Origin of the sequence: Frankia sp. CeD (assembly GCF_000732115.1) — a bacterium.
Taxonomy (GTDB): domain Bacteria; phylum Actinomycetota; class Actinomycetes; order Frankiales; family Frankiaceae; genus Frankia; species Frankia casuarinae.
The window spans coordinates 28,096-41,440 of the sequence record NZ_JPGU01000031.1; the positions used below are offsets into that span (position 1 = coordinate 28,096).

At 70.1% G+C, this 13,345-nt stretch carries 8 protein-coding genes; 4 read left to right on the forward strand and 4 right to left on the reverse strand.

Annotated elements, in window-relative coordinates:
• The first annotated feature begins 76 nt into the window (after positions 1 to 76).
• Positions 77 to 3,439, forward strand: coding sequence for a UvrD-helicase domain-containing protein (locus CED_RS15545; protein WP_035911778.1), 3,363 nt, complete (start codon positions 77 to 79; stop codon positions 3,437 to 3,439).
• 47 nt (positions 3,440 to 3,486) lie between these two features.
• Here the strand turns inward: CED_RS15545 and CED_RS15550 are convergent, their stop codons facing one another.
• Positions 3,487 to 4,224, reverse strand: coding sequence for a class I SAM-dependent methyltransferase (locus tag CED_RS15550; RefSeq protein WP_035729926.1), 738 nt, complete (start codon positions 4,222 to 4,224; stop codon positions 3,487 to 3,489).
• 791 nt (positions 4,225 to 5,015) lie between these two features.
• Between CED_RS15550 and CED_RS15555 the strand changes: the two genes are divergently transcribed.
• Complete coding sequence (locus CED_RS15555; protein WP_369807845.1) at positions 5,016 to 6,233, forward strand: aminotransferase class I/II-fold pyridoxal phosphate-dependent enzyme; 1,218 nt, start codon at positions 5,016 to 5,018, stop codon at positions 6,231 to 6,233.
• Between the two features lie 115 nt (positions 6,234 to 6,348).
• Here the strand turns inward: CED_RS15555 and aat are convergent, their stop codons facing one another.
• Positions 6,349 to 7,251: a leucyl/phenylalanyl-tRNA--protein transferase gene (gene aat / locus CED_RS15560; RefSeq protein WP_035911783.1), complete on the reverse strand. Its 903-nt coding sequence runs from the start codon at positions 7,249 to 7,251 to the stop codon at positions 6,349 to 6,351.
• On the reverse strand, positions 7,242 to 9,623 hold the full coding sequence (locus tag CED_RS15565) for a bifunctional diguanylate cyclase/phosphodiesterase (protein WP_011438115.1): 2,382 nt from the start codon (positions 9,621 to 9,623) through the stop codon (positions 7,242 to 7,244). The genes aat and CED_RS15565 overlap by 10 nt, the downstream gene beginning before the upstream one ends.
• A gap of 591 nt (positions 9,624 to 10,214) precedes the next feature.
• Here CED_RS15565 and CED_RS15570 point away from each other — a divergent pair.
• Positions 10,215 to 11,099, forward strand: a complete 885-nt coding sequence (locus tag CED_RS15570; protein WP_011438113.1) for an LLM class F420-dependent oxidoreductase — start codon at positions 10,215 to 10,217, stop codon at positions 11,097 to 11,099.
• An 866-nt stretch (positions 11,100 to 11,965) separates the two neighbouring features.
• Entirely contained in the window at positions 11,966 to 12,499 is a 534-nt protein-coding gene (locus CED_RS15575) for a DUF2231 domain-containing protein (protein ID WP_200875419.1), read from the forward strand.
• 14 nt (positions 12,500 to 12,513) lie between these two features.
• On the opposite strand, the gene CED_RS15580 is transcribed toward CED_RS15575, so the two are convergent.
• On the reverse strand, positions 12,514 to 13,332 hold the full coding sequence (locus tag CED_RS15580; RefSeq protein WP_035911787.1) for a DUF2127 domain-containing protein: 819 nt from the start codon (positions 13,330 to 13,332) through the stop codon (positions 12,514 to 12,516).
• Positions 13,333 to 13,345 lie beyond the last annotated feature (13 nt).

The window sequence follows — 13,345 nt, forward strand, 5'->3', positions numbered from 1 at the left end:
TGCGGGTGCGGGTTCGGGTGAGGTTGCGGCGTGCCGCCGGCGGCATGGTGAGGCGGGTGCGACAACATACGCATCCGTGAGGTCACGGTTCTACGCTGATGTGCACATTCACTCCCGGTACTCGCGTGCCTGCAGTCGTGACTGCGATCTGGAGCACCTGGCCTGGTGGGCGGCACGCAAGGGCATCGCCGTCGTCGGCACCGGCGACTTCACCCATCCGGCCTGGTCTCAGGAGATCGCGACGAAGCTGGTCCCGGCCGAGCCCGGCCTGTTCCGGCTGCGGTCCGATCTTGAGCATGAGGTGCTGCGCACGTTACCGGCCTCCTGCCGGACGGCGACCCGCTTCATGATCTCTAGTGAGATCTCGACGATCTACAAGAGGGGCGACCGGACCCGTAAGGTCCATCATCTTCTCTACGCTCCCGACCGGGAGGCCGCCGGACGGATCACGGCGGCGCTGGCTCGGATCGGCAACCTCGCCGCGGACGGGCGTCCCATCCTGGGCCTGGACTCCCGCGATCTGCTGGAGATCACCCTTGGTGGCGGGGCGGGCTGCTATCTGGTCCCGGCGCACGTGTGGACGCCCTGGTTCGCGGTTCTCGGTTCGAAGTCCGGGTTCGACGCCGTCGAGGACTGCTACGGCGACCTCGCCGACGAGGTCTTCGCCCTGGAGACGGGGCTTTCGGCGGACCCGGAGATGTTCTGGCGGATCTCCGGTCTCGACCGCTACCGGCTGGTGAGCAACTCTGACGCCCNCNCCCCGCCGATGCTCGGCCGGGAGGCGACCGCGTTCACCTGCGACCTCGACTACTTCTCCATCGAGGCCGCGCTGCGCGGCGGGGACGGCTTCGCGGGNACCGTCGAGTTCTTCCCGGAAGAGGGCAAGTACCACCTCGACGGGCATCGCAAGTGCGGGGTGGTCCTCACGCCGGACCAGACCCGGGAGGTCGGCGGACGCTGCCCCACCTGCGGCGGTGGCCTCACCGTCGGGGTCCTCAACCGGGTCGAGGCGCTGGCCGACCGGCGGCCCGGCCACCGCCCCGTCACGGCGCCCGACGTCACCTCGCTGGTTCCGTTGCCGGAGGTCGTCGGGGAGATTCTCGGCGTGGGCCCGAAGAGCAAGGCGGTCGCGGGCCAGGTGACGTCGTTGGTCTCCCGTCTGGGCCCGGAGCTCGACATCCTCGGCGACGTACCGCTCACGGACATCGCTGGGGTCGGATCGCCGGAGCTGGTCGAGGCAATCAGTCGCCTGCGCCGCGGGGAGGTGATCCGGCAGGCCGGGTTCGACGGCGAATACGGCGTCATCCGGTTGTTCGAACCCCGGGAGCTCGCCCGGGACGGTGGCACCCTGTTCGACCTGGGGTCCGGCGCGGCTGGTGGGCAGGACCGGATCGATGCGGGACCCTCCCTCGACGAGGCGCTCGCGGCGCGGGCGCGTCCGGCACCCGATGCCGCGGTGGTGCCGGGGGATGCCGCGGTGGCCGACAGCCAGCTGTTCACGCCGGTTTCCGGCGATACCCCGTCGGTGCTTGACGGGCTGGATCCCGAGCAGCGGCTGGCAGCCTCGCACCTGTCCGGTCCGCTGCTCGTCCTCGCCGGACCGGGAACGGGCAAGACCCGTACGCTGGTCCACGCGATCGCACACCGGGTCGCTGAGCACGGGGTGCCGGCCGGGGAGTGCCTGGCGGTCACCTTCACCCGGCGTGCGGCCGGGGAGCTCGCCGAACGGCTAGCCGGCCTGCTGGGTGACGCCGCGGGACGGGTGCTCGCGACGACCTTCCACGGCCTCGGGCTTACGATCATCCGTGAGCAGCACGCGAAACTCGCCCGGGGCCCGCAGGTCCAGGTCGCGGACGACGCGGTGCGCGTGGAGCTAATCGCCGCGGCACTGCACGGTGAGGGCGACGCCCGAACGCGCCGGCGGGTGGCGGCCGGTGTCGCCGAGCTCAAGCGGCACCGAGCGCTCGGCCAGGCGATCCGCGACCACGACCTGGTCGGGGCGCTCGCCCGTTACGACGCCGCGCTGCGCGATCGGGACATGGTCGATCTCGACGATCTGATCACCCTGCCGCTGACCCTGCTGCGGTCGTCCCCGGATCTCGCCGAGCACTACCAGCGGCGGTGGCGCCACGTCTGGGTCGACGAGTACCAGGACACCGACGAACTCCAGTACCGCCTGCTGGGGCTGTTGTGTCCCCCCACGGCCAACCTGTGCGTGATCGGCGACCCGGACCAGGCTATCTACAGCTTCCGGGGTGCGGACGTCCGGTTCTTCCTGCGGTTCGAGCAGGACTACCCGAGTGCCCGCCCGGTCGCCCTGACCCGCGGCTACCGATCCACCCGCACCATCGTGCGGACGGCGCTCGATGTGATCGCGCCCACGAGTCTGGTCCCGGACCGGACCCTGACCGCCGTGCGGGGCGCCGAGGGCGACGGCCCGGTGCTGCTGCGGCGCTACCGCAGTGAGGCCGAGGAGGCGATCGCCGTCGTCGACACGATCGACGCGGCGCTCGGCGGTACCTCGTTCCACGCGTTGGACTCGGGGGTGGACGGATCGGTCGACGCGGGGTTCTCCTTCGCGGACATCGCCGTGCTCTACCGGACCGCCCGCCAGGCCGAGCCGATCATGGAAGCGCTGGCCACCCGCGGTTTCCCGTTCCAGCGGCGCTCTCATCTCCCGCTCGCGGACGCTCCCGCGGTCGCCGACCTGCTCGCCCTGCTGCAGGACCTGACGACCACGGATCCCTCGGGTCCCGGCGTCCCGCGTCCGGTGTCGGGTCTGCTGCGCGACGCGGCGGCACGGGCCACCGATCTCGCCGAGGCGAGGAGAAGCGAGCTCGGCGCCGTGCCGTCCGACGGGTTTCCCGGCTTCTCCGGCGGACGGGTGCCGACCGAGGCCGAGCTGCGCCTGGCGGTGGAGCTGCTCGCACCGGCCGCCGCAGCGGCAGGCAACGACCTGGCGGGTTTCCTCACGTCGGTCACGCTCGCCGCCGAGGTCGACGGGCTGGACCCGAGGGCGGACCGGATCTCGCTGCTGACCCTGCACGCGAGCAAGGGTCTGGAATACGGCCTGGTCATCATCGTCGGTTGTGAGGACGGGCTGCTGCCGATGCGCTTCGGTCCGGCCGGTGAGGCGCCGGGCGGTGGGATCCCGGGCGGTGGCGTCAACGGAACCGCCGACGCCGGCACGAAGGACGCCGAGGCGGAGGAGCGCCGACTCTTCTTCGTCGGCGTCACCCGGGCCAGGCATCGGTTGGTCCTCACCTCGGCGGCCAGCCGGCGGCGCGCCGGGTCGGTCGTGACGACCCGTCCCTCACCGTTTCTTGCGGACATCAGGCCGGCTTTGCTGTCCTCTGTCCCGGCCGAGGGCGTCCCGGCCGAGGGCGGGCGGCGCCGGTCGCGCCGGCCGGCACCGGGCAAGCAGTTGCGACTCCTCTGAGCCACCGGGCCGGAGCCGCTGGACCGACACTCGCGCGGCCCGGCGGCTCAGCGCTTGCGCAACACCATCGCGAGGTTCCAGGTCACAATCTCGCGGGCACCGGGAATCCTGATGATCACCTTCGCCCAGTCGGGCAGATAGCGCGGCATCGCGTCGAGGATCTCGACGTCGGACCGCCGCTTCGCCCAGGCGAGGGTGTCGGCCACCGACACCGGAAATAGAGTCTTGCCGTAGATGTTTTTCGGCGCCTTGCCCTTGCGGCGTTCGAACCTCGCCGCCGCCCGGTCACCACCCAGATAGTGCCAGGGTGCGGTCTCGTGGCCGCCCCAGGGGGACAGCCAGTTCGTGTAGCTCAGGAAGATGAGCCCGCCAGGGCGGGTCACCCGGGCCAGTTCGGAGCACATCCGCCACGGGTCGGGGACGTGTTCGAGCACGTTTGACGTGTAGCAGAGATCAACGCTTCCGGAGAGGAACGGCAGGTCCAAGGCGCTGCCCCGGACCCGGCCGGGAACCTCGATGCCACCGGCCTCCATCTCCGAGACGTCCGGCTCGACCCACACGTACCGGGCGCCGGCGTCGAGGAAGGCCGAGCGGAAGTAACCCGGGCCGCCGCCGACGTCGAGGACGAGCTGGCCGGTCAGGGATGTGTACCGCATCAGCTGGCGCACGGAGTCCGCGGCGATCAGCGAGTAGAAGCCAGCCGGGTCGACGGGCTCCTTGCGGTGCGCGAGGAACAGCGTCTTCGAGCGCGACAGTCCGAACCCGGAATAGGGCAGGGCGCGCACCAGCGGACCCTCCTTGGTCCGCTCGCGGGGAGTGGCCGCCGCCTGCGCTCCGCTCGCCGTGCCCGCTCCGCTCGCCGGCACCGGGCCGGACGGGCCGGCCGGCGGCGCGGTCCCGAAAGCCGCGGCCCGGGACTCGCCACCCGGTTCCGGGGTCGCCGCGGAGGGTGTCGGGGCCTGCCTCGAGCCTGCGGGGGGAGCCGTGGAAGCCGCAGCCGTGGACGCGGTGGAGGTCGCCGCGGATGCCGCCGTGTCAGACATGCCGGGGACGATAACACCACGGCGGCGGGCCTTCGGTGGGCGGCGGGAGCCGCCCGGGCCGCCAGTCGGATCCGCCCCGGCCGTGGCGTGGACGCCCGGTCCGCAGTGGCCTCGGCGTCCGCCCGATCTCCCGGCTCCGCTGCGCGGATCAGGGGCATACCACGCTTGTTGTGGAATTATCCGGGCCCTGAGGTTTATTGTTTACGTGTTGAATACTCCTTTGGTCCGTTGGTGCTTCTTCGTTCCCTGAACCCGGCGACGTGTGTTCCCGGCGATCCTGAGGGCTGGTGATGGTGGTAGTGCACCCGGTTCCGCTGGCAGGGCCGACTGCCTTCCGAGAATCTGGACTATCTGGACTATCTGGACTGTTTGGGATGCTAGTGATCATCCTGCCCGCCCGGCCGATCGCCGTGGCCCAGGGCATGGGCTAGGCCGCGGGGATGTCGCAGACCTACGAAAGTCCCGACTTGCCTTCGTCCCCTGTCTCGGCGTTATCGCCGGCCTGGCGACACGTTCTTGATCAGCCTATGGGTATGCGGGCCGAACTGGACCGCCTGCGCCGCCACGCGCCCTTTTACGACGCGACGGTGGACGAGATCGACGGCCGCCGGATACGGATCGGTGATCATTGGCTCACCGATTTCGCGTCGTGCAACTACCTTGGCCTCGATCTCGACCAGGAGATCATCGAGGCGGTCCCGGAGTACCTGGACCGCTGGGGCACCCACCCGAGCTGGTCGAGGCTGATCGCCAGCCCGCGGATGTACGACGACATCGAGCACACGCTCGCAGCTCTCCTCGGTGCCGAGGACGCGCTGCTGCTCCCGACCATCACCCACATCCAGCTGTCGGTGCTGCCCGCCCTCGTGGGCAAGGGGGCCCTCTTCGTCGAGGTGCACGCCCATCAGACGGCACATGACGGCGCGGTCGTGGCCGCGGCCCATGGCGCCGCCGTGGCGCGCTTCCGCGAGGACCGGCTCGACCGGCTGGAACGCCGGCTGCGGACGAGCCCTCNCCCCCGGGTGGTGTGCGTCGACGGCGTCCACAGCATGACCGGAAACGGCCCGCCGCTCGCCGAACTCGCGGCGCTCACCCGTGCGCACGACGCCCTGCTCTACGTTGACGACGCCCACGGGTTCGGTGTCGTCGGCGAGCGTGATCCCGCCGCGTCGAGCCCCTACGGCAGCCGCGGCAACGGAATCGTCCGCCATCTCGGCGAGACCTACGACGATCTCGTCCTGGTCGGCGGTTTCTCGAAGGCGTACTCGTCGCTGCTCGCCTTCGTCGCCTGCCCCACGGAGGTGAAGGAGTATCTGAAGTCCACCGCGGGCCCGTACGTCTTCTCCGGCCCGTCGCCGGTGGCGTCCCTGGCGACCGGGCTGGTCGGGCTGCGGGTCAACGCGGAACGCGGGGACGCCATCCGGGCCCGGCTGCACCGCCTGACCAGCCGGTTCCTCGACGGCCTGCGCGGGCTCGGTCTGTNCACGCTCAACGCCAGCGGCTTTCCGATCATAGAGATTCCCCTGGTCGACGCCGCGCAGGCCGAGCCGTTGGGCCGGTTTCTGTTCGAACGGGGGATCTTCGCGAGTGTGGTGCCGTTCCCGGTCGTTCCCCGTGAGCAGGTCGGGGTGCGCATCCAGGTCACCGCGGCCAACACCAACGCCGAGATCGATCATCTGCTGGCCGTCCTGGCCGAGGCGGTCGAGCGGTTTCCCCTGGTGTCGGTCCCGCAGGCCCGCGCCGGCGACTGAACCCCACCTCGCCGAGACAGGCTCCTACCGGGGCCCCCGCATTGCGCCGGAGGCGCCCGACGGCTCTCCCAGGAAGCTCGCCGGAGGCGAGGTGACGGAGACCCCGGACGGCGCCCTAGGCCAGGGGTCCCCGCATTGCGCCGGAGGCGCCATGCGGGGCAAGGCGGGCGACCGGATACCGGTCGCGGTCGAGGCGGACGTCGGCATCCCGGACGCGGGCCAGAACGGCGAGGAAATCGGCCCGTGGAATCTCCACCGCACCCAGGTCGATCAGATGCGGGGTCGCGATCTGCACNTCCAGCAGCACCCCGCCGGCCGCGGTGAACCGGGCGTCGAAGTCGGCCAGAGCCACCTTGGAGGCGTCGGTCCGGGTGCGGAACATCGATTCACCGACGAACACGCCGCCGACGCCCACTCCGTACATGCCGCCGACCAGCTCGTCGCCCTCCCAGACCTCGATGCTGTGCGCCCAGCCCAGGGCGTGCAGCTCGGCGTAGCCCTCGACCAGTTGGGGAGTGATCCATTCGGAGGTACCGCCGCGGCGGCAGCCGCGGACGACGTCGACGAAGCGCTCGTCGACGGTGGTGGTCCACCCGCAGTTACGTAGCCGCTTGCGCAGTGTCCGGTTGACCCGCAGCCGGCCGATCGGGATCACCGCCCGGGGGTCGGGGCTCCACCAGGGCAGGTCCAGCCCACCGGGACGGTGCGGGGGCAGATGGGGGATGCGTCGGGCGGCCACCGCCGCCCGCAGGATCTCGCGCAGCCACCCCCCGCCCCCGCGGGTCCCGCTGCTCGCGTCGTCGCTGTCGTCCCCGTGGGCCTCGTCGTCCTCATGGACCTTGCCGCCGTCGGCCTCGCTCGCCGGCCAGGGGAAGGCGCCGGCCCGGTAGGCGCCGATCAACGTCGCCGGATCCAGCTCACCGCCGACGGCGACCGGGGCCTGGCGGGGGCTGCTCAGCAGCGAGAACCCGTCCCATACGGTGGGGCCGAGATCGCGGGGCGGCGCCGTCAGCGCCACGACTTGACCGCCGGCGTCCGATCCGGGGCGACTGGGGCGTTCAGCACGGCACTCTCCATCGTCGGGGAGAGATCGCCGGGACATTCCTCCGTCCGGCCGATCGTCTCCGGATCGATCATGCCAGCCGACGGCGCCCGTCGCCGCAGTTGCTCGGTCACCTGCTCAGATGGGCCCGGATGGCCGAGGAAGTAGCCCTGAGCCAGGTCGCAGCCGAAATCCCGCAGCATCCGCATCGCTCCAGCGGTCTCCACGCCCTCGACGACGATGCGCAGGCCGAGCGCGTGGGCGAGCCCGACCGTCGAACGGACGATCGCCTCGGCCCGGCCATCGACCTCCATGCGCTGGATGAATGACTTGTCCAGCTTCAGCACGTCAACGGGCAGCTCCCAGAGCCTGGCCAGGGAGGAGTACCCGGTGCCGTAGTCGTCGACGGCGATTCCGATCCCCAGGTCGCGCAGCTCCCCGAGTACGGCGGCCGTGCGGACCCGGTCGAGCATCAACGTGGTCTCGGTGATCTCCAGCTCGAGTGCCGTCGGGCTCAGCCCGAAGCCGGAGAGCATGCCGCTGACCTGTTCGGGAAAGCCACGGTCCAGCAGGTCCGAGGCGGACAGGTTCACCGCCACCGCTACGTCGAATCCGGCGGAGTGCCACTGCCGGCACTGGCCCAGGGCGGTCTCCAGCACCTCGATGGTCAGCATCCGGATGAAACCGGCCTGTTCGGCCAGGGGGACGAATTCCTCTGGCCCGAGCAGGCCGCGGCTGGGATGCCGCCAGCGGACCAGGGCCTCCACGGCATTTGCCTGCCCGGAATCGAGGTCGACCTTGACCTGGTAGTGCACCTCCAGCTGGCCGGTGCCGAGCGCCGCGCGCAGGGACTCGATCATGTCGAGGCGGACGAGGCTGTTCACGTCGGAGCCGGGACGGTAGGACTCCACGCCGGTGCGGCCCGACTTCGCGGCATACATGGCCACGTCCGCACGCTGCAACAGGATGTGGGCGTCCTCGGCGTGGTCGGGGTACACGGCGGCGCCGATGCTCGCGCCGACGTGCAGGGTCACCCCGCCGACGTCGAAGGGATCGCCGAGCACGGCCAGCACCCGGTCGGCGACGCGTTTCGCGGCCTCGATGTCCGCGTGTTCGAGCAGGACCGCGAACTCGTCGCCGCCCAGGCGGGCATGCAGGTCGCCGGGACGCAGGGCGTCGGAGATACGGGTTCCGACCTGCGCCAGTAGCGCGTCGCCCACCTGATGCCCCAGCGAGTCGTTGATCTCCTTGAACCGGTCAAGGTCCAGCAGGAGGAGGGCGAAGGTGCCCACCCCGGTGGCGCGCTGCTCGGCCTTCGTCAGCCGTTCGATGAAGCCACGCCGGTTTGCCAGGCCCGTCAGCTCGTCAGTGCGGGCCAGCACCTTGCTTTCGGCGAGCTGCTGGACCTCGATGAAGGTGAACGCGGCGCGGGCCAGGGCCGTCAGCACCGTGGCCGCGGCGAGTCCGACGGTGACCTTTGGCAGCTGGACCGTGGCGCCGAGGACGAGCAGACCGAGCGCGATCACGGTGAGCACCAGTGGGACCGCGATGACGCCCCAGCCGGACATCTTGGCCGGTGGGTGCCAGCGCGGTCGCAGCCAGGCGGCCAGGGCCGGCATGAGCACCGAGAACAGCCACAGCGTGCCGAGGAGGCCGGACCCGGGGTCCTTGTCCGTGGTGACGATGACCAGCAGGAGCGAGTCGGCTATCGCGAAGCCCACCAGCCCGATGCCCAGCAGCCACCACACCCGGCCGGGATGCCAGCCCAGCAGGCTGAACACCGTGACGATCAGCAGGATCAGCAGCAGGTCGGCGAGCGGATAGATCAGGTTCACCGTCATCGTCCACGCGCTGTAGCGCGGATACGCGTTCGCCATCGCCACGCCGATGCCGCTGGTCAGCGCGGCCACGCCGAGCAGGCCGACGAGCGCGTCCATCCAGACGCTCGTGTGCAGCCGGAGCACTCTTCTGCGTAGCAGGAGGATGACGGCGACATAGCACGCCGGATAGAAGAGCAGCCAGCCGAGATCGGCCAGCGACGGCCCGAGGTCGTCGTCCTGCCGGCCGGCGACCGCCGCGTTGTAGTAGATCGTCGCGCCTCCGTAGCTGATGAGCCCGGTACCGAGCAGGGCCCAGGGGAGGCGTTCGCCGCGGATCAACACCGCCCGCGCCAGGCAGATCAGGCCCGAGCCGAGGGCGACGCCGTAACGCAGCGACCCGGTCTCGTTGCCGATGTGGGGCACGGTGACGAACGCGGAAACGGACAGGTAGACCGTGGCGACAATCAGGACGAGCTGGGCAATCCGGATCAGACGGAACCGGCACGGGGGAGGGAGAGAGGCGGTCAACCGGTCATCCCCCCGCAGAGTGGTGGAAACCTGTGCACGTGCCCGGCATCGTGCCGACGGCCATCGCCCGGTGCCGCGGCGACGACACCAGCGGCACCGACGGCCGTTTCGCCGAAAAATATGATCTTTTATGGGTGCGCCGTGGGCGGGCGATGGTGGCGACTCCCCCTCCGGCCCCTCTCCGGTGCCGCCATGGTGCCGACTCCGCAGATCCAGTAATCGACCGGCGCCGATGGCGACCGGTCCTGCGGGAGGAGTAGGGCTACCTCCGTCGAGGGAAAGGGTACGGACACCCCGGAGGTCCCGCCACCCGGGCCTCATGTGACCATCATGACGGAGGCTTGGCCGGGCATGCCTACATTCTCGTGCATCTCAGCCTCTTGTCATTTATATATCGAAATTTGTTGCGATTTGCGGGCGTGGCGTTGGGTTCGGGTGGGGTGACCGCGCGCAGGCGTGGTCGTGTCGTCGACTCATCACGTCAGGGAGTCCCGATCATGGTCACCGCGGCTGGAGGCTGTCGCCGCGCGACAGATGGGAAAATATCGGCTATGTCCCGCTTTCCGCGCTGGAGGCGGGGGAGGAGCGCACATGCGGATCGGTCTGCAACTACCCGACTTCACCTCCCCGCACGGTTCCGGGCGGCTCGGGGAAGATCTGGCCGAGGTGGTCCGCGTGGCGGACACGGTCGGATTCGACTACCTGGCCGTCATGGACCACTTCTTCCAGATCGCGATGGTCGGTCCGGCCGAGAACGAGATGCTGGAGGCGTACACGACGCTGGGTTTCCTGGCCGCCCACAGCCGCCGCGCGAAGCTGCTGACCCTGGTCACCGGGACGGTCTACCGGGCGCCCGGCGCCCTGGCAAAGATCGTCACGACGCTGGACGTGCTCTCCGGCGGGCGGGCCTGGCTGGGCATCGGCGCCGCCTGGTACGAACAGGAGGCGGTCGGTCTCGGTCTGCCGTTCCCGCCGCTGGCCGAGCGGTTCGAACGGCTGGAGGAGACGCTGCAGATCTGCCTGCGGATGTGGAGCGGTGACGAGAGCCCCTTCTCTGGCCGGTACTACCAGTTGGCCCGTCCACTGAATTCGCCGCGGCCGCTGACGCGGCCGCATCCACCCATCCTGATCGGTGGGGGTGGCGAAAGGAAGACGCTGCGCCTCGTGGCCCGGTACGCACAGGCGTGCAACCTCTTCCCCGGTCCCGATCTGGCGCGCAAGCTCCAGGTGCTGCGTGAACACTGCGAACGCGAGGGTCGGAACTACGACGACATCCTCAAGACCGTGGTCTTCTCCTTTGACGTCGGACCGAGGGGGGAGAATGTGGCGAGGATTCTCGACGAGCTGAACGACCTGGCCGAACTCGGTGTCCAGGCGGTTCTCGGTGGCGTGCGCGACGTCTGGCACGTCGAGCCTCTGCACATACTCGGTGAAGAGGTGATTCCGCGGGTCGCCGGGCTCGCCGAGATCTCCTGACCCAGATCTCCCGACCCAGATCTCCAGGCCGGTCCCGAAGGGGGGCAGCTCGTTCTCGGCCAGGCCCGTGCGCGGCGCNGGACCCGGGGACCTCCCGTCAGCCCGAGCGGAGCCGCTGGTCATGAGTCCAACGCGTGTCGGCCGCACTGACCAGGGCAGCCGGCAGGCGATTACCCGGGCAGTCCGGTGACCGGACAGGAAACGGACCTTGAGGGATGTCCAGCGCTCGATTCCGACATTGTCGCCCGTCCGCGGTATCCGTCTGACTACTCTGCTGGTGGGAGAACTGGCGGGGCAGCGGAACGAGGTCGTTGGAACGATGTCGTTGGAACTAGGTCGTCGATGTCGAACGAGAAGCACCCGGGCTGGACTCCGAGTACTCTTCGTCGCTTCCGTGAGGCCCGGGGCCTGACGCAGGACGGCTCGCCGAGCAGGTGCGTGGTCTCGCTGGGGGGAGAAAGCTTCACACCGCCCGCGGCGACCGCGGAAATGGTCCGTCGGCACGAGCTCGGGAAAGTATTCCCGGGAGTCGCCTATCGGCGTGCCTACTGCCTGCTATTCGCGGTCACCGAGCCGGAGCTGGGGTTTCGGCCGGCCGAGCGGCTGCGGCTGCTCGCGCCGCACCGGTATGTCCGGGCGGTACGCGAGTTCGACGAGATCTGGTGCACCCCGAGGGAGACCGTCCCGGCCCCCGGCGTTTCCGCCTCGCCCTGGGCACGGTGCGTCCCTAGTCGCCCCGCTTCATCTACGACAGAGGCGATAGTAGTAGTATTAGTACTACTACTACTGTAGTAATGCGGGGCGGGATTTCTCCTGTCTGTGACGGCTCGTGGTGCGGACATCACGAGATGACGATCGGAGCGACCGTGGGGCCAACGGAGATCAACGGACTGCCGGCGCACGTCTTGCTCGTGCATGTGGTTGTCATCCTCGTGCCGCTGGCAGCGATGCTGGTGGTGCTGTCCGCGGTGTGGCCGGCGGCGCGGCGCCGGCTGGGCGTCATCACCCCGCTGGTCGCTCTGGTCGCGCTGGTGAGCGTGCCGCTCACCACCCATGCGGGGGAGTGGCTCGAGGCACGCGTGCCCTCGAACGAGCTGGTCCGCCGGCACGCCGAACTCGGCGACACCCTGCTGCCCTGGGCCGCCGGGCTGTTCGTCGCGGCCGCGGCGTCGTGGGTGCTCGCACGCCGCTCGGCCGCCACCGGAACGGAAACGGCTCCGGCGCGCACCGCGACCGGTCCCGGCCGGACGGTGCTCGTGGCGGTTCTCGCCGNGCTCAGCCTGGTCGTCGCCGCCGGTTCGGTCGTGCAGGTCTACCGGATCGGCGACAGTGGTGCCCAGGCCGTCTGGCACGGCAGCTTCAGCCGGACTCCCCTGCCCGGTGATGGGCCTGCCCGGTGATGGGCCTGCCCGGTTCAGGTGAAGGCCTGCGGACGAGGATCCTGCGGTACCGCAGGATCGGGACGGGCCGGATCGGCCTGGGCGGAGTGCTCCACCTCGAGCAGGGACTCCGCGTGCCGTTCGGCCTCGAACGCGGCGGCCCCACCCCGGACTCTGAACAGCCGTTTGCTCACGATGAGGTAGACGACGGCACCGACGTTGATGACAAGCGCTCCGATGCGCAGGACCGTGATCCGCTCGGTGAGTTCGTAGATCTCCAACGGCAGGAACGCCGNCGTGGCGACGGCGGCGAAGTACTCGCCCCAGCGCTTGAGTAGCCATAGCCCGATCCCCTCGACGACCTGTACGGCGGCGTAGCCGAACAGCAGCAGCGCGACGAGGAGCAGGGTGTGGGGACGGGTGTGNAGGAGGTGGTGCAGGCGATCGATTGTAGGGGAATGGTCGAGATCGAGACGCAGGACGTCGGCCAGCGGGCGCGCCGCGGGCACGGCCCGGTCGAACAGCTGCTGGAGCTGCCCCTCCGATCGGCGGAACCGGAGGATGGCGTAGCCGATCAGGACCATGAGCAGCGCCCGGAGTATCCGTTCCACGGCGAGCAGCCGCAGGACCGTCGCGTCGCGCAGCGCCCGTCCGCGCAGGAGCAGCGGTGCGTCCTCAGCCGGTCCGGACAGGGCCGGCTCCCCGACGACGAAGTCGCCGCACCGTAGGCACCGCCAGCTGACACCGACGGCGGTCCGGGCGGTCAGCCGCTCGGCCAGCGATGTCTCGTCCGGACGGTAGGTGACGTGGCCCTTGCGGGCACACGTCCGCAGCTCCCAGTTCATCCGCGCCATCCACGTCCCACCC